Here is an 18,020-nt window from a genome sequence, read left to right as displayed (position 1 = left end):
GTGGCATCGGCCGGCACGCGGCCCCGCCGGTCGGTTGCGTGTCCGCGCGGGCGCGCGGAGCGCACTCAGAAGGGCGGGACCGGCAGGACGTCCGGCGAGAGGGCCCCGGCGCGTGCGGAGGCGCTCGTCATGCGCCGGCGGTGGTGCCGGCGGCACAGGACCTCGTAGCCGATGGTGTCCGCCTGGTTGACGTCGCCGACGACGACCTGCGCGCCCTCGACGACCATGACGCCGCCCACCGTGCGGGCGTTGTGCGTGGCGCGGGCGCCGCACCAGCACAGGGCCTCGACCTGGAGGACCTCGACCCGGTCGGCGAGTTCGACGAGCCGCTGGGAGCCGGGGAACAGCTTGGAGCGGAAGTCGGTGGTGATGCCGAAGGCGTACACGTCGATGCCGAGGTCGTCGACCACACGCGCGAGCTGGTCGATCTGCTCCTCGGCGAGGAACTGGGCCTCGTCCGCGATCACGTAGTCCGCGCGGCCGCCCTGGGAGAGGTGGTCGACGAGGTACGCGTACAGGTCCTGGCCGTCCTCGACCTCGACCGCGTCGGTGACCAGGCCGAGGCGGGAGGACAGCTTGCCCTGGCCGGCGCGGTCGTCGCGGGTGAAGATCATGCCCTGGAGCCCGCGCGCGGAGCGGTTGTGCTCGATCTGCAGAGCCAGCGTCGACTTCCCGCAGTCCATGGTTCCGGAGAAGAACACCAGCTCGGGCATGGTGAGGTGAGCACCTTTCGGTGAGTGGGGAGAGGACGAGGACAGCGGGGGCCTGGCTTCAGGAGCGTACTTCGAGCAGGGGGACGAGCTGCTCGGCAGGGGTCATGGAGCCGTGGTTGCCGACCATGGCCGACTCCTTGGGCTCCCGCTCGGAGGCGATGATCAGGACGTCGTCCCGGGCGGCCGCGATCACGTCGCCGAGGCGGTGGTACACGCGTTCGTCGATCTGCGGCCCGAACCAGCCCGCGGCGATCGCCTCGTCCCGCGAGGCCACCCAGAACTGCTCGCCCAGCACCTCGCGCCAGCAGGTCAGCACGTCGTTCTCGGCGCCCGGTACCGCGTAGACGTGGCGGGCGCGGCCCTCGCCGCCCAGCAGGGCGACTCCGGCGCGCAGCTCCCAGTCCTCGTCGAAGTCGATGCGGTGCTGCTCGTCGAAGGGCACGTCGACCATGCCGTGGTCGGCGGTGACGTAGAGCGCGCTGCGCGGGGGCAGCTGCTCGGCCAGGCGCTGGACGAGCCGGTCCACGTACATGAGCTGGCCGCGCCAGGTGTCGGAGGCGAGGCCGTAGCGGTGGCCCGCGCCGTCCAGTTCGGCGTAGTACGTGTAGACCAGGGAGCGGTCGCCGGCGGCGAGCTGCTCGGCGGCGAGGTCCATGCGTTCCTCGCCGGTCAGCCGCCCGTGAAACGTTCCGCCGCTGAGCGCGACCTTCGTCAGCGGGGTGTTCTGGAACGCGGGCGACGAGACCTGCGCGGCGTGCACACCGGCGGCGTCGGCGAGCTGGAAGACCGTCGGGTACGGCTGCCAGGGGCCCGGCGCGGTCCACGGCTGCCACCGGAGCTGGTTCATCAGCTCGCCGGTGGCCGGGTTGCGGACGGTGTAGCCGGGCAGTCCGTGGGCGCCCGGCGGGAGACCGGTGCCGACGGAGGCGAGGGAGGTAGCGGTGGTCGCCGGGTAGCCGGCGGTGAGCGGGCGTCCGGTGCCGCCGCGCGAGCCGCCGAGGAGGGCGTGCAGGTACGGCGCCTCGTCCGGGTGGGCCTTGATCTGCTCCCAGCCGAGGCCGTCGATCAGGAAGACGCAGTTGCGGTCGGCCGGGGTGAGCTCCGGGATCGCCGCGGTCATACCGGGTACGCCGAGGCCCGCGGCCAGCGTGGGCAGCAGGTCGGCGAGGGAGCCGGAGCCGTATGCGGGGACGGGGGCGGAGGACACGTCGAGGAACTCCACGTCGTCCCAGGCGGACTCGGCGGGGGCGGGATCGGCGGGGCGCCCTCGGTCATGGGCGGCGGGGGGCGACGGGTGGGACATCAGCGGGACAGGTCCGCGGTCGCCTCGGAGAGCGCCTGGGCGAAGGCGAGCGCCTGGCGCACCGTCTCCGGGCCGTCGCCCGCCTCGCTGACGCGCAGGCTGAGGTCGTCCGCCGTCGAGTTGCCCGTGTAGCCGTGGTCGGCGTCGCAGTTGGGGTCGCCGCAGGCGGCCGGCTCCAGGTCGATGCGGGAGACGGCGCCCCAGCCGATGGTGAGCACCACCTCGCGCGGCAGGGTGCCCGGCGTGTACGACTCGGGGTTGGCGACCACGCGGCTGACGACGACCGAGGAGATCCGGCCGAGCTTCACGGACTCCGTGGAGGTCGTGGCGTACGGCGTCGGGGAGGTGGTGTCGGCGGCCTGCTCGTCGGTGTGGCTGACGATGAAGCGGTTGCCGGTGAGGACCAGCACCGTCACATGCCGGCGCACCTCGTTCTGGTCGAACGTGGTCTCCTGGTGAACCAGGTACGACCGGATGGGCTCGCCGCCCACAGCGGCCTCCACCGCCTCGGCCACGAGGGCCGGGTAGTAGCCGCTCCGCTCGATCGCCGCGCGCAGCCCCTGGGTCGTCGTACTGGTCTTGGCCATGCCGTCCATCCTACGGGGACCCACTGACTGCGAGGCACCGCTCGCGGGTGCTTCCCCGCCTCCGTCGGCATGCCCGGGGCCGGTCCCGTCGCCCCTGCGGATCCGCGCCCACGAGGCGGATCCGGAAGGCCGGGCGGCCGCAGCCACGGGGCGGACCTCCGACCGGGCGCCGCGTCCTCGCGCCGGTGCCCCGGGACGGGCTCCTGGGGGGGGTCTCCGGACGTTCCGCGGCCACGAGGCGGGGCACCTGCCCGGTACCGCCCCCGTCCGGGCCGGGGGCGATCACCGGCAGCGTCGTTCAGTACGCCGGCAGGGTCCGCGGGCCGAGATCGTCGCGGGCCGGGGGCGGGGCGAGGCGGACCGAGGCGCCGAGCACGCTCAGACCGTGCGGGGCGACGACGACCGGCTCCAGGGTGACCGCGACGACCTCCGGGTGGTCGTCGACCAGGCGGGAGACACGCAGGAGGAGTTCCTCCAGGGCGGGGGTGTCGACGGGGGTGGAGCCGCGCCAGCCGAAGAGGAGGGGAGCGGTGCGGATCGAGCGGATCAGGGACGTCGCGTCGCGGTCGGTGACCGGGACCAGCCGGTGGGCCATGTCGCCGAGCAGCTGGGAGGCCGCCCCGGCGACCCCGAAGGACAGGACGGCACCGGCCGCCGGGTCGATGACCGCGCGGACGACCGTGTCGACCCCGCGCGGGGCCATCGCCTGGACGACCGGACGGAGTTCCTCCGGCTTCCCGAACAGCTCGGTCAACTCGGCGTACGCCCGCCGCAGTTGCTCTTCGTCGGCGAGGTCGAGGCGTACGCCGCCCAGGTCGGCGCGGTGCCGCAGGTGCGGGGCGGTGGCCTTGAGGGCTACGGGGTAGCCGAGGGTGCCGGCGGCCCGCACCGCGTCGTCGGGGGTGGGCGCGGGGAGGGCCCGGCGGGTGTGGACGCCGTAGTGGCCGAGCAGCTCGCAGGTCTCCTCGGTGCCGAGGGTGAGGCCCTGGCCGCGCGAGAGGAGCCCCTCGATCAGCCGGGCGGCGCCCTTCTCGTCGATGTCCTCGTACTCGGGCACCTTGCCGGGGTCGGCGGCCTCGCGGCGCCATTGCGCGTACTTCACCGCTTCGGCGAGGGCGCGCACGGCCCGCTCGGCGGCGGGGTAGGCCGGGATGAGGTGGGCACCCTCGGGGGCCGCGACGGCGGCGGGTCCCTCGGGGGTGTCGCCGGCGGCCGGCGGCTGCGTCCCTCCGTCCGGCGTCGCGCCGCGCGCGCGTGCGGCCGCGCCGGAGCGCGGTGCGGTGCTCGTGGCGGCGGACAGGGCGGCCGCGAGACCGCCCAGTTCCACGTGGACGACGAGCACCGGCTTGGCGGGGGCCGCGGCCGCGGCCGAGCGCAGTGCCTCGGCGAGCGCCGCGTCGCTCGGCGAGGCCTCGCCGATCGCCGGTATCGCCGTCACCACGACCGCGTCGCAGGTCTCGTCGGCCAGCGCCCGGGCGAGCGCCGCGTGGAAGTCCTCGGCCGACGCCTCCGTGGTGAGGTCCAGCGGCGGCAGCGGGCGCAGGCCCTCGGACAGACAGGCGTCGTAGGTCAGCAGTCCCAGCGACTCGGAGTTGCCCAGGATCGCCACCCGGGGCCCGGTCGGCAGGGGCTGGCGGGCGAGCAGCAGCCCCGCGTCGACCAGTTCGGTGATGGTGTCGACGCGGATCACGCCGGCCTGGCGCAGCAGCGCCGAGACCGTGGCGTGCGGGAGCCGGGTCGCGCGGACGGCGTGGCCCTGCGGGGCGGAGCCGGAGCCCTGGACGACCACCAGGGGCTTGGCCGCGGCGGTACGCCGCGCGAGGCGGGTGAACTTGCGCGGGTTGCCGATGGACTCCAGGTACATCAGGGCGACATCGGTGTCCGGGTCGTCGTACCAGTACTGCAGGACGTCGTTGCCGGAGACGTCCGCGCGGTTGCCGGAGGAGACGAAGGTGGACACGCCGGTGACACCGGTGACGCCTCCGCCGCGGCGGTGCAGGCGGGACAGCAGGGCGATGCCGATGGCGCCGGACTGGGCGAACAGGCCGATGCGGCCGGGGCGCGGCATCTCCGGGGCGAGCGAGGCGTTGAGCCGCACCTGTGGGGAGGTGTTGATGAGGCCGAAGGCGTTGGGGCCGACGATCCGCATGCCGTACGCGCGTGCGTGCCGTACGAGTGCGCGCTGGCGCTCGCGCCCGTCGGGGCCGCTCTCGGCGTACCCGGCGGACAGGACCAGGAGTCCCTGGACGCCGTGTTCGCCGCACTCGGTGACGACCTCGGGCACGTGCTCGGCGGGTACGGCGACGATCGCGAGGTCGACGGGGCCGGGTATGTCGCGCACGGAGCGGTGGGCGGGGACCCCGTCGAGCTCCTTGAGGTCTTCGGGGAACGCCCGGTTCACGGCGAACAGGGGTCCGGTGAAGCCGGCCTGCCGGAGGTTGCCGAGGACGCTGCGGCCGACGCCGCCGGGGGCGCGTCCGGTGCCGATCACGGCGACGGAGCCGGGCGCCAGCAGGCGCCGTACGGAGTGGGACTCGGCGCGCTGTTCCCGCGCGCGCTGCACGGCCAGGGAGCGTTCGGTGGGTTCGAGGTCGAACTCCAGGCGGACGACGCCGTCCTCGAAGCTGCGCTGCTGGGTGTAGCCGGCGTCCGTGAACACCTTGATCATCTTGTTGTTGGCGGGGAGCACCTCGGCGGCGAACCGGCGGATGCCGCGCTCGCGCGCGACGGCCGCGATGTGTTCGAGGAGGGCGGAGGCGACGCCGCGCCCCTGGTGGGCGTCCTGGACGAGGAAGGCGACCTCGGCCTCGTCGGCGGGCGCGGAGGCGGCCATGCCGTCGGCGCCAATGCGGTCGTAGCGTACGGTTGCGATGAACTCGCCGCCGACCGTGGCCGCGAGTCCCACCCTGTCCACAAAGTCGTGGTGCGTGAAGCGGTGGACGTCCTTGGCGGACAGTCGCGGGTAGGGCGCGAAGAAGCGGTAGTACTTCGACTCGTCCGACACCTGCTCGTAGAAGCTGACCAGGCGCTCGGCGTCATCGACGGTGATGGGGCGGATGCGCGCGGTGCCGCCGTCGCGCAGCACCACGTCGGCCTCCCAGTGGGCGGGGTACTCGTGCCGGTCCGAGGCGCTCTGCATGGGGCCCAGAGTACGGCTCGCGTCCGACAACGGCGCGAGGCAGTCTGTGGGAGGACGGTCGCCGGATCGAGGCCGCGATCCGGCGACCGCCCGAGGGACGGCCGTTCGACCCGTTCCTCCCACGCTTCACGTGTGGAACACTGGTCTAGACAACCTGAACACCGAAGGGCAGCAACACATGGCTGAGCGCCGCGTCAACGTCGGCTGGGCCGAGGGCCTCCACGCCCGCCCCGCCTCCATCTTCGTCCGAGCCGCCACGGCCGCAGGCGTCCCGGTGACGATCGCCAAGGCTGACGGCAACCCCGTCAACGCGGCCTCCATGCTGGCCGTCCTCGGCCTCGGCGCCCAGGGGGGCGAGGAGATCGTCCTCGCCTCCGACGCCGAGGGTGCGGACGCCGCCCTCGACCGGCTGGCGAAGCTGGTCGCCGAGGGTCTCGAGGAACTCCCCGAGACCGTCTGAGTCACGCGCGAAGCCGCGTCACCCTCTCGGGTGGCGCGGCTTCGCCGTTTCTCGCACGGATTTTCGCGGCACCCCTGTGGAATTACCGGCGGCATAACCGGAAACCCGCCCCCGGGCACACGAAGAGCGCGCCACCGAGAATTCCGGGCGCGCACGGAAAAGGGCAGCGGAAATACCTCTCCGCCGAATATCCCTTCTTTGTATACGGCCCCCGTGTTAATGCCGCAGCCCCGTCATGTTTACGGGAGGTTGCGAAGTCCTCACACGGTCCGCGCGGTCCGCTCCGCCGGAGAAACGCAGCCGGTGCGCCGCCGTCGCCCGCTCGGTGTGCAGGGCCGTGACCGTCCGCGCGCGCTCCTGGTCGCCGCGCGCCACCGCGTCCACGATGGCGCCGTGTTCGGCCCAGGACTCCGCGGGGTTGGCCGGCGCCTCCACGGCGTACATCCAGGCGATCTTGTGGCGCAGCTGGGTGAGCATCGACGTCAGGGCCTGGCTTCCGGAGGCCTGGGCGAGCGTCTCGTGGAACCAGCCGCCCAGGGAGCGCAGATCCTCGCTGTTGCCCCTCCTGGCCCGCTCCTGGCCCAGCCGGACCAGACCGCGCAGCACCTTCAGATGGGCCTCGGTGCGGCGCTGGGCGGCCCGCGCGGCGCCGAGCGGCTCCAGGAGCATGCGCATCTCCAGCAGGTCGGCCGCCTCCTGCTCGGTCGGCTCCGCGACGCACGCGCCCGCGTGCCGCCGGGTGACGACGAACCCCTCGGCCTCCAGGGTGCGCAGTGCCTCCCGGACGGGGACGCGGGAAACTCCGTAGCGGCGGGCGAGGAGTTCCTCGGTGAGGCGGCTGCCACGCTCGTAGACACCCGCGACGATGTCGTCCCGGATGGCCGTGCACACCGAGTGCGCCGGAATACGCATGACCGACCTCCGCCTTAATCCCCGTGAAACGTCGACGATTGACGTGTGTTCCGTGACTCTATTGCAATGAGCCGGAATTTCCGATGGCGGACCGGAATCCAGGGATATTTTTTGGACAGCGGGGGGTCGTAAACGGCGAAAGCCCCGGCCGCGCGGGCCGGGGCTGGACGGTCTGTCGCCGTGTGTCGTCAGACGTTCACGCCGTGCTTGCGGAGGTAGGCGACCGGGTCGATGTCCGAGCCGTACTCCGCCGTGGTGCGGGCCTCGAAGTGCAGATGCGGGCCGGTGACGTTGCCGGTCGCGCCGGACAGGCCGATCTGCTGCCCGGGGGTGACCTGCTGCCCCACGGAGACCCCGATGGAGGACAGGTGACCGTACTGGGTGTAGGTGCCGTCGTTCATCTTGATGACGACCTGGTTGCCGTACGCCCCGCCCCAGCCCGCCTCGACGACGGTGCCCAGGCCGACCGCGTGCACGGGCGTGCCGCTGGCGGCGTGGAAGTCGATGCCGGTGTGGCTGCCGGAGGACCACAGCGAACTGCCGGCCTGGTAGCCGGTGGAGACGTAGGAACCGGTGATCGGCAGCACGAAGGCGTTCAGGCGCTTGCGCTCGGCCTCGCGGGCGGCGCGCACACGTGCCTCGCGCTCCTCCGCGGCCTTCTTGGCGGCGGCCACGCGTGCGGCCTCCTCGAAGGCGGCCTTCTTCTGGACGGCGACCTGGTCGTCGATCTGTTCGGCGACGGACTCGCCGGCGGTGACGACGGGGATCAGTCCCGTCTCCTCGGGCGTGGGCTCGGCGGCGAAGGCCGGGGCGGAGGCGACGGTGGCCATGACACCGGTGGTGGTGAGCGCCGCGACGCTCGCCGCGCGCGCGGTGGTGCGCTGCATCCGGCTGGGGCGACGGTGCTTGCCGGTGGCGCAGGTGAACGCCATGAAGTCGAGCGGTCCTTTCCTTCCTTCTCGCCTACCGGGTTAGCTGACGGGTTCGGAGCAGGAAGGTCTCCTACGGGCCCCCTCGCGTTCGCGCGGGCGTCCGATTCACCCCAGGGACTTCATGGGTCCCCGGCTCCCCTGGCTCGCGCCGTACGGGGACTCGGCGATGACTGTCCGGTGCCGCGGGTGCGGCGCACTGCCTGACGAACAGCCCGCATGAAGCTATGCGGCGCCGCTTTCAATCCTCAAACGGATCAGGGTTTTTGTAGCGCATCCCACAGTGCAGACAGGCAACCTCTGCCTCAATTCGGACATCTTGCGGCCCTGGCGGCCGTCGCCGTCCGCCAGGGCCCGTACGCGCGTGTGCCGTTGGCCTCGGCGGCCGCGGGCCCGGTCGTCCCTACTCCGCCGGGACGACCTTCACCTCGCCGATGCCGAGCGCCTCGACGGCCTCCTTGATCTGGGCGGCGTCACCGACGAGGACGGTCACCAGACGGTCCACCGGGAAGGCGCTCACGGCCGCGGCGGTGGCCTCGACCGTGCCGGTCGCGGCGAGCTGCTGGTACAGCGTGGCCTGGTAGTCGTCCGGCAGATGCTGCTCCACCTGGTCGGCCAGGGTGCTCGCGACGGCCGCGGCGGTCTCGTACTTCAGCGGCGCCACGCCCACCAGGTTCTGCACGGCGACATCGCGCTCGGCGTCCGTCAGACCCTCGGCGGCGAGGGTGCGCAGCACCTTCCACAGATCGTCCAGGGCGGGACCGGTGTTCGGCGTGTCGACGGAGCCGCTGATGGCCAGCATCGCGGCGCCCGAACCGTCCGGCGCGGACCGGAGCACCTGCCCGAAGGCGCGCACCCCGTACGTGTAGCCCTTCTCCTCGCGCAGGACGCGGTCCAGGCGGGAGGTGAGGGTGCCGCCGAGGCAGTACGTGCCGAGCACCTGCGCGGGCCACACGCGCGCGTGCCGGTCGGCGCCGATACGGCCGATGAGCAGCTGCGTCTGGACGGCGCCGGGGCGGTCCACGATGACCACACGGCCGGTGTCGTCGGCGGTCACCGGCGGGACGGGCCGCGGCTGGGCCGAGGAGCCCGTCCAGGCGCCCAGGGTGTCGCCGAGGAGCGCGGCCAGGTCGACGCCCGTCAGGTCGCCGACGACCACCGCGGTGGCCGTGGCCGGCCGGACGTGCCTCTCGTAGAAGGCCCGTACGGCAGCGGAGTCGATCTTCTCGACGGTGTCCGCGGTGCCCTGGCGGGGGCGCGACATGCGCGCGCTCGCCGGGAAGAGCTCCTTGGAGAGCTCCTTGGCGGCACGGCGGGAGGGATTGGCCAGCTCGTGCGGGATCTCGTCCAGACGGTTGCGGACGAGGCGCTCGACCTCGCTGTCGGCGAACGCGGGCGCGCGCAGGGCGTCGGCGATCAGGCCGAGCGCCTTGGGCAGGCGGGAGGCGGGCACCTCCAGGCTGAGGCGGACACCGGGGTGGTCGGCGTGCGCGTCGAGGGTGGCTCCGCAGCGCTCCAGCTCGGCGGCGAACTCCTCCGCCGAGTGCTTGTCGGTGCCCTCGGAGAAGGCGCGCGCCATGATCGTGGCGACGCCGTCCAGGCCGGCCGGTTCGGCGTCCAGGGGCGCGTCGAGGAGGACCTCGACGGCGACGACCTGCTGGCCGGGGCGGTGGCAGTGCAGAACGGTCAGGCCGTTGTCCAGCGTCGCGCGCTCGGGTGCGGGGAACGCCCACGGCTTGGCCTCGCCCGCCCTGGGCTGGGGGTGGAAGTCCATCGTGGCGAGCTCGGTCACTGGGCCGCCTCCTCGTTCTCGTCCTGGTCGGCGGGGGCTTCGGGGGCGGTCGGCTCGTAGACGAGCACCGCGCGGTTGTCGGGGCGCAGGCGGGCCTTGGCGACCTCCCGCACCTCCTCGGGCGTCACGTCCAGCACGCGCTGGACGGCGGTGAGCGCGAGCTGCGGGTCGCCGAACAGGACGGCGAACCGGCACAGTTCGTCGGCACGGCCGGCGACGGTGCCGAGCCGGTCGAGCCACTCCCGCTCCAACTGCGCCTGAGCGCGCTCCATTTCCTCGGCGGTCGGGCCCTCCTCGGCGAACCGGGCGAGCTCCTCGTCGATGGCCGCCTCGATGACGGGCACCTCGACGTCCCCGGACGTCTTCACGTCCAGCCAGCCCAGGGAGGGCGCCCCGGCGAGCCGCAGCAGCCCGAAGCCGGCCGCGACGGCCGTACGGTCGCGGCGCACCAGCCGGTTGTAGAGGCGGGAGGACTCGCCGCCGCCGAGGACGGTGAGCGCCAGGTCGACCGCGTCGCACGCGCGCGTGCCGTCGTTCGGCAGGCGGTAGGCGGCCATCAGGGCGCGGGCCGGGACCTCCTCCTCGACGACCTCGCGCAGCTGCTCGCCGATGACCTCGGGCAGGGAGCCGTCGCGCGGCTCGGGCTTGCCGTCGTGGCCGGGGATGGAACCGAAGTACTTCTCGATCCAGGCGAGCGTCTGCTCGGGGTCGATGTCGCCGACGACCGACAGGACGGCGTTGTTGGGCGCGTAGTACGTGCGGAAGAACGCGCGCGCGTCCTCCAGGGTCGCCGCGTCCAGGTCGGCCATCGAACCGATCGGCGTGTGGTGGTAGGGGTGGCCCTCCGGGTAGGCGAGGGCGGTGAGCTTCTCGAAGGCGGTGCCGTACGGAACGTTGTCGTAGCGCTGGCGGCGCTCGTTCTTCACCACGTCGCGCTGGTTCTCCATGGACTCGTCGTCCAGGGCGGCCAGCAGGGAGCCCATGCGGTCGGCCTCCAGCCAGAGGGCGAGCTCCAGCTGGTGGGCCGGCATGGTCTCGAAGTAGTTGGTGCGCTCGAAGCTGGTGGTGCCGTTGAGGGAGCCTCCGGCGCCCTGGACCAGCTCGAAGTGGCCGTTGCCCTTGACCTGGGCGGAGCCCTGGAACATGAGGTGCTCGAAAAGGTGAGCCAGGCCGGTACGGCCCTTGACTTCGTGGCGCGAGCCGACGTCGTACCAGAGGCACACCGCCGCGACGGGGGTCAGGTGGTCCTCGGAGAGCACCACGCGCAGGCCGTTGGCCAGGCGGTGCTCGGTCGCTGTCAGGCCCCCGGAGCCTGCCTGGGCTGTGGCCGTGTGACCCATGGGCATGTACGTCCTTCCGATCGCGGACGCGGTCGTGGAAACCGCGCGTTTCCTGCCGGTCCTGTCACTGTATGCAAGCGTGCGGTCGGTCGGCGAAGTTCCCGGAGGCCGTACGCCGAGAGCGAGAAACCGGGAGCGGGGACGCGGGCGGTGATGGCGTACCCTGCGGGCAATCATGGGAGGCGGCCCCCCGCACCGGGCCGGCAGCCCTCACGGACCGCCTGCCCTCCGGGCCCGGCGGTCGAAACCGGGTCCTGAGCCCGGCCTGTCAGTGCCACGGTCCACAATGGTCCGCGTCAGATACCGTCCCACGCTTGAGCAAGGAGCCGGCAGCGATGGCCCGCCGCAGCACGAAGACCCCGCCGCCCGACGACTCGTACGAGGAGCGGATCCTCGACATCGACGTCGTCGACGAGATGCAGGGCTCCTTCCTCGAGTACGCGTACTCGGTCATCTACTCCCGAGCCCTGCCCGACGCCCGCGACGGTCTCAAGCCGGTGCACCGCCGCATCGTCTACCAGATGAACGAGATGGGGCTGCGCCCCGACCGCGGCTATGTGAAGTGCGCGCGCGTGGTCGGCGAGGTCATGGGCAAGCTGCACCCGCACGGCGACGCGTCGATCTACGACGCCCTGGTGCGCATGGCGCAGCCCTTCTCCATGCGCGTGCCGCTGGTCGACGGCCACGGCAACTTCGGTTCGCTGGGCAACGACGACCCGCCGGCCGCCATGCGGTACACCGAGTGCCGGCAGGCCGCGGCGACGAGCCTGATGACGGAGTCGATCGACGAGGACACCGTCGACTTCGCGCCGAACTACGACGGCCAGGAGCGGGAGCCGGTGGCGCTGCCCGCCGCCTTCCCGAACCTGCTGGTCAACGGCGCGTCCGGGATCGCCGTCGGTATGGCCACGAACATGCCGCCGCACAACCTCGGCGAGGTCATCGCGGCCGCCCGCCACCTGATCCGCCACCCGAACGCGGATCTGGAAGCCCTGATGAAGTACGTCCCGGGCCCCGACCTGCCCACCGGCGGCCGGATCGTCGGCCTCTCCGGCATCCGGGACGCGTACGAGTCGGGCCGCGGCACGTTCAAGATCCGTGCCACGGTCTCGGTGGAGACGGTGACGGCCCGCCGCAAGGGCCTGGTCGTCACCGAACTGCCGTTCACGGTCGGTCCCGAGAAGGTCATCGCCAAGATCAAGGATCTGGTGGGCTCGAAGAAGATCCAGGGCATCGCCGACGTCAAGGACCTCACCGACCGTGAGCACGGCCTGCGCCTGGTCATCGAGATCAAGAACGGCTTCGTACCGGAGGCGGTCCTGGAGCAGCTGTACAAGCTGACGCCGATGGAGGAGTCCTTCGGCATCAACAACGTGGCGCTGGTGGACGGCCAGCCGCTCACGCTGGGCCTCAAGGAGCTCCTGGAGGTCTACCTCGACCACCGCTTCGACGTGGTCCGCCGGCGCAGCGAGTTCCGCCGCGGCAAGCGCCGCGACCGGCTGCACCTGGTCGAGGGCCTGCTGACGGCGCTCGTCGACATCGACGAGGTCATCCGGCTGATCCGCTCCAGCGAGAACAGCGCGCAGGCCAAGGAGCGCCTGATGGAGCGCTTCTCCCTGTCGGAGATCCAGACCCAGTACATCCTCGACACTCCGCTGCGCCGCCTCACCAAGTACGACCGGATCGAGCTGGAGGCGGAGAAGGAGAGGCTCAACGCGGAGATCGCGGAGCTGACCCGGATCCTGGACTCGGACGCGGAGCTGCGCAAGCTGGTCTCGTCCGAACTGGCCGCGGTGGCCAAGAAGTTCGCCACCGAGCGGCGTACGGTCCTGCTGGAGTCGTCGGGCACCCCCGCCGCCGTTCCGCTCCAGGTCGCGGACGACCCGTGCCGGGTCCTGCTGTCGTCCACGGGCCTGCTGGCCCGCACGGCGAACGGGGATCCCTTCGCCGAGGACGCGGACGGCAAGCGCACCAAGCACGACGTGATCGTCTCGGCGGTGCCGGCCACCGCGCGCGGGGAGATCGGCGCGGTCACCTCGACGGGCCGGCTGCTGCGGATCAACGTCGTCGACCTGCCTCAGCTCCCGGACACGGCCTCGGCACCGAACCTGTCGGGCGGTGCCCCGCTGACGGAGTTCGTCTCCCTGGAGGGTGACGAGACGGTGGTCTGCCTGATCACGCTCGACGAGTCGTCGCCGGGGCTGGCGCTCGGCACGGAACAGGGTGTGGTCAAGCGGGTGGTGCCCGACTACCCGTCGAACAAGGGCGAGCTGGAGGTCATCACCCTCAAGGAGGGCGACCGGATCGTCGGCGCGGTCGAGCTGCGCACCGGCGAGGAGGACCTGGTCTTCATCACCGACGACGCCCAGCTGCTGCGCTACCAGGCCGCGCAGGTGCGCCCGCAGGGCCGTCCGGCGGGTGGCATGACCGGCATCAAGCTCGCCGACGGCGCGAAGGTGATCTCGTTCACGGCGGTGGACCCGGCGGCGGACGCGGTGGTCTTCACGGTCGCGGGCTCGCGCGGCACGCTGGACGACTCCGTGCAGACGACCGCCAAGCTGACGCCCTTCGACCAGTACCCGCGCAAGGGCCGCGCGACCGGCGGCGTGCGCTGCCAGCGGTTCCTGAAGGGCGAGGACTGCCTGTCCTTCGCCTGGGCGGGCCCTGCCCCGGCGAAGGCGGCGCAGAAGAACGGCATGCCCGCGGAGCTGCCGGAGATGGACCCGCGGCGCGACGGCTCGGGCGTCTCGCTGGCGAAGACGGTGGGCGTGGTGGCCGGACCGGTCTAGGGGGTGTTTCGAAAGTCCTGTGCGGTGCCCGCGGTGTCCGGTGCGTGCCCTCGGCGTGCCGGACGAAGGCCCTCGTAGCGGAGCTACTTGGGTCTTCGGCCGGTGCGGCGAGGGTGCGTGCCGGGCGCCGCGGGTGCTGTGCGGGACTCTCGAAACACCCCCTAGGCCACTTCCCCGGGATCCATCGCGTCATCCGGATCCCGTACGTAGCGCAGGACGCCCCACATGGCGTGTTCGTCGGCGTGTGGGGCGTCGCTCCTGCACCCCTCCAGCTCCTTGTCCAGGGCGGGTGCGTCGATGCCGGAGCCGATGAGGACGAGCTGCGTCAGGCGCGGGCCGGCGAGGGGCCAGGGCTCCGGACGGAACCGCAGGAAGCGCCCCACGGCGTGCACGGCGTAGCGGTTGCGCGTGTCGTGGGCTCCGAAGTCGACGTATCCCTTGATCCGGTACAGCCCCTGGGGCCTGCTGTCGAGGAACGCCATCAAGCGACGTGGGTCCATGGGCGTCCCCGAGGTGAACGAGAGGCTGTCGTAGGCGGTGTGCAGGTGCTCGGCGTGCTCCTCGCCCTCGTCGTGCTCGTGCAGGTCGTCGAAGGACAGCTGCCCGATGCGCTCCTCGCTCGGCCGGCAGTCGAAGAGGAACTCCGGGTCGATGCGGCCGTAGGCGGCGGGCACGACCGCGGCGCGGTCGACGAGCGACCGGACGAGCCCGAGGACCCGCTCGCCGTCGGCGGCCCGGTCCAGCTTGTTCACCACGACCAGATCGGCGAGGGCGAGATGCCGGTCGATCTCGGGGTGCTTCGTACGGGTCTCGTCGAACTCGGCGGCGTCGACGACCTCGACGAGCCCGCCGTACACGATCCCCGGGTGCTCGCTGGCGAGCACCATGCGCACCAGTTCCTGGGGCTCGGCGAGGCCGCTGGCCTCGATGACGACGACGTCGATGCCGGCGGACGGACGCGCGAGCCGCTCGAGGTAGACGTCCAGCTCACTGGCGTCGACGGCGCAGCACAGGCAGCCGTTGCCGAGGGAGACGGTGGAGTCGCCGAGCGCGCCGGCCACGGCCATGGCGTCGATCTCGATCGCCCCGAAGTCGTTGACGATGGCGCCGATCCGGCTGCCTCCGCTGCGGTGGAGGAGGTGGTTGAGGAGGGTCGTCTTGCCGGAGCCGAGGAATCCGGCGAGGACGACGACCGGGATCTGCTGCGGAGTGCGGCTCTGCGTCACCGTGCGACCTCTCTGGCACCTGCGCGTACTCCGGCTCACGGCCCAGGAGCGCGTACGGGGATGGAACGCGCCCCAGGATACGAGCCGGAGGAATCCTCGCCGAAGTGAACGATTGTTAGCTGCACTTGCGGGGCAGACGTCTGGCAAGGCGCCCTGGCGTGCGACCCTCGCTTCCCTCCGTGCGCCTCCCCTCCGCCTCCCCCGCCGATCAGAGCCGCTCGGCACCCTGGGAGGCGGCAAGCGCCGCCCACCGCTCGCCGGTCCCCGTCACTCCACCCGCACCCCGACGACCGGCGCACGGCCGCCTGACCGGGGGTATGTGACATGGCCACACGGAAGTTTGGGGTTCGCGGACTGTGCGCGGCCGCCGCGGCGGCCCTCGGCGTGACCGCGGGGGCCGCCGCCGCCATGGCGGCACAGCGCCAGGCGCTGGAGGTGCTTCGCACACGACTGGAGCGCCTGGAGCGGACCGCCCACTCCCAGAAGCACACCGACCTGGCCAACCAGCAGCGGTTGCACTGGGAACTGCTGAGCAAAGCCCTCGACGATCCCGAACTGGCGGAAGTGCTGGACCTCTTCGAAGCGCCGGTGTCCGCCAAGCAGCGACGTCAGTACATCTACGCCAACGCGCTGTACACGAACGCGCTCTTCTATTACCGGATCGGCAATATCTCCCGCGAGGAGTTCTTCGGTTACATCCGGGGCATCCTGCAGAATCCCGTCGTACGGGAGTACTGGCATGCCACCAGTCATCAGCGCGCCACGATCGCCGACGGCTCGGACGAGGCCGAACTCGGGCGCATGGTGGATGACCTTCTGACGCAACTCGAGGAGTCGGACACGGAGGAATGGTGGGTCGTCGGAGAGCCTCCGAGCGCGTAGACGTCCGGCGCACCGGACGCGTCCCCACGACCACGGGCTCACGTTCCCGGCCGCGCACCCCCTTCCGCCGAATCACACCCTCGGCCCATAACGAACAGGTCAAGTCGGGAGTTGAGTGGGTTGCCAGGGAGTTGACTCGCGCTTGATCGCGTAGAGGACCCCACCAAGACCGTCGCCTACGCCGCCGGATGACGAGCGCACCCCACAGGGCCTGCCTTGCACCGCGCAGTCGTCGTGCGCAAGCCATTGGACCAAGGGAAACGACAGTGAGTCAGATCATCCGTCGGATCGGTGCATCTCCGCGCGCTCGGGGAAGCGTAAGCGGAGCGAATTGCCCCGATATTTTCGAGCTTGCCGACGGGAATTTCGCCGTCATCGGCACGGACGCCACGGATTCACTGGACCCCGACCTTCCGTCCGACGCCTCGCGCGCCGACTACGAACGCATCGTCGTCATCACCCGCGAAACGTTGATCCGAGCAAAGGCCGACATCCCGGACGCGTGAGAATCCCATGGGCATAGACATCATCCTCGTCATAGCCGCGGTCATCAGCGCGGCCGGCAGTGCCACTGGCGCTTACGTGGGCATCAGGATGCTCCGCCGGCATTCGAAGGCCGAAGCGCGCCGCCAGGCCGACCAGTCCACGTGACGAGCGCCTCTCCGGTCCGGCACCTCTCGAGGTGCCGGACCTTCCGCGCCCCCTTCAGGCCGCTTTCGGCACCTCCACCGGCGCCCCCGGCCCCACATACCGCGCCACAGGGCGGATGATCTTCGAATCCTGCGCCTGTTCCAGGATGTTGGCGCTCCAGCCCACCACCCGGGCCGCCGCGAAGGTCGGGGTGAACATCGCGCGGGGCAGTCCGCACAGCTCCATGACGACGCCGGCGTAGAACTCCACGTTGGTGTGCAGCTCACGGCCCGGCTTCAGTTCGGCGAGGATCGACTCCACGCGCCGCTCCACCTCTACCGCGAACGCGACGCGCGCGCCTCCGAACCGCCGCGCGGTCTCGCGGAGCATCCGCGAACGGGGGTCCTCCGTGCGGTAGACGGCGTGACCGAAGCCCATGATGCGCTCACCGGCGAGCACACGTTCCCGGATCCAGGAGTCGATGCGATCGGGGGAGCCGATCGCGTCCAGGGTGTCCAGCGCCCGGCTGGGCGCACCGCCGTGCAGTGGCCCCGACAACGCGCCCACCGCCCCCACCAGGCACGCGGCCACGTCGGCCCCGGTCGAGGCGATCACCCTGGCCGTGAAGGTTGATGCATTGAATCCATGGTCAATGGTGGAGATCAGGTACTGCTCGACCGCCCGGCCCCGCTCCGCGTCGGGCTCGGCGCCGGTCAGCATGTAGAGGTAGTTCGCCGCGTACGACAGGTCCTCGCGCGGCTCGACGGGATCGAGGCCCTTCCCCAGCCGGTACAGCGCGGTGAGCAGGGTGGGCACGGCGGCGGCCGCGACGACGGTGTCCGCTCGGCGCCGGTCCGCGTCGATGTCGTACACGGGCCGGAAGCCGTGCTCCGCGCCCAGCAGTGACAGGGCGGTCCGCATCCCGGCGAGCGGATTCGCCCCGGCACCGGCGGCCGCGATGGCGGGCAGGGCCGCCGTCACCGCCCGGGGAAGCCGCCGCAGGGCGGCGGTCTCCGCGGCGAAGGCGGCGCTGCGCCGTGCGTCCGGCAGGTCGCCGTGGACCATGAGATGCCAGACGTCCTCGAAGGGGCGGGTGTGTGCCAGGTCGACGGCCGAGTACTGCCGGTAGTGGTAGAACCCCTCGCGCCCCCGGACGTCACCGACCTCCGTGTCGGCGACGACGACGCCGGCGAGGCCGCGCGGGGCGTCGAGGAGCGCGGGAGTGGACGGGTTGACGGACGTGGCGCCGGACGAGGTGACTGTCATGACTTCCTCCCTGATATTGATTCGACTGTCCATGCTTGACCAAATCTCTGTC

At 71.9% G+C, this 18,020-nt stretch carries 15 protein-coding genes and 1 riboswitch; of the genes, 5 read left to right on the top strand and 10 right to left on the bottom strand.

Annotation, left to right across the window (positions count from 1 at the left end):
• Positions 1–65 precede the first annotated feature (65 nt).
• The 4 genes from ACFY2L_RS34490 to ACFY2L_RS34475 form a co-directional block, all read right to left on the bottom strand.
• Positions 66–713: a thymidine kinase gene (locus ACFY2L_RS34490; RefSeq protein WP_390661866.1), complete on the bottom strand. Its 648-nt coding sequence runs from the start codon at positions 711–713 to the stop codon at positions 66–68.
• Positions 714–771: 58 nt separating this feature from the next.
• The gene (locus tag ACFY2L_RS34485; protein WP_390824302.1) at positions 772–2,016 is read right to left on the bottom strand and encodes an alkaline phosphatase family protein; all 1,245 of its coding nucleotides are present in this window, start codon (positions 2,014–2,016) and stop codon (positions 772–774) included.
• Complete coding sequence (locus ACFY2L_RS34480; RefSeq protein ID WP_390661964.1) at positions 2,016–2,612, bottom strand: DUF5998 family protein; 597 nt, start codon at positions 2,610–2,612, stop codon at positions 2,016–2,018. The genes ACFY2L_RS34485 and ACFY2L_RS34480 overlap by 1 nt, the downstream gene beginning before the upstream one ends.
• Before the next feature lie 289 nt (positions 2,613–2,901).
• Positions 2,902–5,742, bottom strand: a complete 2,841-nt coding sequence (locus ACFY2L_RS34475) for a GNAT family N-acetyltransferase (protein WP_390661869.1) — start codon at positions 5,740–5,742, stop codon at positions 2,902–2,904.
• A gap of 178 nt (positions 5,743–5,920) precedes the next feature.
• On the opposite strand from ACFY2L_RS34475, the gene ACFY2L_RS34470 reads away from it, so the two are divergent.
• Positions 5,921–6,202 carry an HPr family phosphocarrier protein gene (locus tag ACFY2L_RS34470; protein WP_030021209.1) on the top strand — a complete coding sequence of 94 codons (282 nt, stop codon included), beginning with the start codon at positions 5,921–5,923 and terminating at the stop codon, positions 6,200–6,202.
• A gap of 216 nt (positions 6,203–6,418) precedes the next feature.
• Here ACFY2L_RS34470 and ACFY2L_RS34465 read toward each other — a convergent pair whose 3' ends face one another.
• From ACFY2L_RS34465 to ACFY2L_RS34450, 4 genes are all read right to left on the bottom strand, one after another.
• Positions 6,419–7,114, bottom strand: a complete 696-nt coding sequence (locus tag ACFY2L_RS34465) for a GntR family transcriptional regulator (protein WP_390824301.1) — start codon at positions 7,112–7,114, stop codon at positions 6,419–6,421.
• A gap of 188 nt (positions 7,115–7,302) precedes the next feature.
• Complete coding sequence (locus tag ACFY2L_RS34460; protein WP_390824300.1) at positions 7,303–8,046, bottom strand: M23 family metallopeptidase; 744 nt, start codon at positions 8,044–8,046, stop codon at positions 7,303–7,305.
• 14 nt (positions 8,047–8,060) lie between these two features.
• Positions 8,061–8,222, bottom strand: a riboswitch (cyclic di-AMP (ydaO/yuaA leader).
• Positions 8,223–8,446: 224 nt separating this feature from the next.
• Positions 8,447–9,835 (bottom strand): M16 family metallopeptidase, encoded by a 1,389-nt coding sequence (locus tag ACFY2L_RS34455; RefSeq protein ID WP_390661872.1) that lies wholly within the window; start codon positions 9,833–9,835, stop codon positions 8,447–8,449.
• Complete coding sequence (locus ACFY2L_RS34450) at positions 9,832–11,181, bottom strand: M16 family metallopeptidase (protein ID WP_390661873.1); 1,350 nt, start codon at positions 11,179–11,181, stop codon at positions 9,832–9,834. The genes ACFY2L_RS34455 and ACFY2L_RS34450 overlap by 4 nt, the downstream gene beginning before the upstream one ends.
• A 329-nt stretch (positions 11,182–11,510) precedes the next feature.
• Between ACFY2L_RS34450 and ACFY2L_RS34445 the strand changes: the two genes are divergently transcribed.
• Positions 11,511–13,964 carry a DNA topoisomerase (ATP-hydrolyzing) subunit A gene (locus ACFY2L_RS34445; protein WP_390824335.1) on the top strand — a complete coding sequence of 818 codons (2,454 nt, stop codon included), beginning with the start codon at positions 11,511–11,513 and terminating at the stop codon, positions 13,962–13,964.
• A gap of 161 nt (positions 13,965–14,125) precedes the next feature.
• Here ACFY2L_RS34445 and ACFY2L_RS34440 read toward each other — a convergent pair whose 3' ends face one another.
• Positions 14,126–15,190: a CobW family GTP-binding protein gene (locus ACFY2L_RS34440; protein WP_390661874.1), complete on the bottom strand. Its 1,065-nt coding sequence runs from the start codon at positions 15,188–15,190 to the stop codon at positions 14,126–14,128.
• A 324-nt stretch (positions 15,191–15,514) separates the two neighbouring features.
• On the opposite strand from ACFY2L_RS34440, the gene ACFY2L_RS34435 reads away from it, so the two are divergent.
• The 3 genes from ACFY2L_RS34435 to ACFY2L_RS34425 all read left to right on the top strand — a co-directional run bounded on the left by ACFY2L_RS34435 (position 15,515) and on the right by ACFY2L_RS34425 (position 16,723).
• On the top strand, positions 15,515–16,072 hold the full coding sequence (locus ACFY2L_RS34435; protein ID WP_390824299.1) for a DUF6082 family protein: 558 nt from the start codon (positions 15,515–15,517) through the stop codon (positions 16,070–16,072).
• Positions 16,073–16,338: 266 nt separating this feature from the next.
• A complete protein-coding gene (locus ACFY2L_RS34430) occupies positions 16,339–16,578 on the top strand; it encodes a hypothetical protein (protein WP_390661876.1) in 240 nt (79 codons plus the stop codon).
• Between the two features lie 7 nt (positions 16,579–16,585).
• On the top strand, positions 16,586–16,723 hold the full coding sequence (locus ACFY2L_RS34425; RefSeq protein ID WP_390661877.1) for a hypothetical protein: 138 nt from the start codon (positions 16,586–16,588) through the stop codon (positions 16,721–16,723).
• Positions 16,724–16,777: 54 nt separating this feature from the next.
• Here ACFY2L_RS34425 and ACFY2L_RS34420 read toward each other — a convergent pair whose 3' ends face one another.
• On the bottom strand, positions 16,778–17,968 hold the full coding sequence (locus ACFY2L_RS34420) for a citrate synthase (protein WP_390661878.1): 1,191 nt from the start codon (positions 17,966–17,968) through the stop codon (positions 16,778–16,780).
• Between the last annotated feature and the right edge of the window lie 52 nt (positions 17,969–18,020).

The sequence above is a fragment of the Streptomyces sp. NPDC001381 genome (assembly GCF_042895685.1).
GTDB lineage: Bacteria > Actinomycetota > Actinomycetes > Streptomycetales > Streptomycetaceae > Streptomyces.
Note: the sequence above shows the minus strand (reverse complement) of the source record. Positions and strands in the feature narration are given on the sequence as shown.

Excerpts from the sequence above, each read along its gene's own strand:
- ACFY2L_RS34445 (WP_390824335.1), top strand. The coding sequence starts at position 11,511 with ATGGCCCGCCGCAGCACGAAGACCCCGCCGCCCGACGACTCGTACGAG.
- ACFY2L_RS34490 (WP_390661866.1), bottom strand. The coding sequence starts at position 713 with ATGCCCGAGCTGGTGTTCTTCTCCGGAACCATGGACTGCGGGAAGTCG.
- ACFY2L_RS34435 (WP_390824299.1), top strand. The coding sequence starts at position 15,515 with ATGGCCACACGGAAGTTTGGGGTTCGCGGACTGTGCGCGGCCGCCGCG.
- ACFY2L_RS34465 (WP_390824301.1), bottom strand. The coding sequence starts at position 7,114 with ATGCGTATTCCGGCGCACTCGGTGTGCACGGCCATCCGGGACGACATC.
- ACFY2L_RS34480 (WP_390661964.1), bottom strand. The coding sequence starts at position 2,612 with ATGGACGGCATGGCCAAGACCAGTACGACGACCCAGGGGCTGCGCGCG.
- ACFY2L_RS34475 (WP_390661869.1), bottom strand. The coding sequence starts at position 5,742 with ATGCAGAGCGCCTCGGACCGGCACGAGTACCCCGCCCACTGGGAGGCC.
- ACFY2L_RS34460 (WP_390824300.1), bottom strand. The coding sequence starts at position 8,046 with ATGGCGTTCACCTGCGCCACCGGCAAGCACCGTCGCCCCAGCCGGATG.
- ACFY2L_RS34470 (WP_030021209.1), top strand. The coding sequence starts at position 5,921 with ATGGCTGAGCGCCGCGTCAACGTCGGCTGGGCCGAGGGCCTCCACGCC.
- ACFY2L_RS34420 (WP_390661878.1), bottom strand. The coding sequence starts at position 17,968 with ATGACAGTCACCTCGTCCGGCGCCACGTCCGTCAACCCGTCCACTCCC.
- ACFY2L_RS34450 (WP_390661873.1), bottom strand. The coding sequence starts at position 11,181 with ATGCCCATGGGTCACACGGCCACAGCCCAGGCAGGCTCCGGGGGCCTG.
- ACFY2L_RS34485 (WP_390824302.1), bottom strand. The coding sequence starts at position 2,016 with ATGTCCCACCCGTCGCCCCCCGCCGCCCATGACCGAGGGCGCCCCGCC.
- ACFY2L_RS34425 (WP_390661877.1), top strand. The coding sequence starts at position 16,586 with ATGGGCATAGACATCATCCTCGTCATAGCCGCGGTCATCAGCGCGGCC.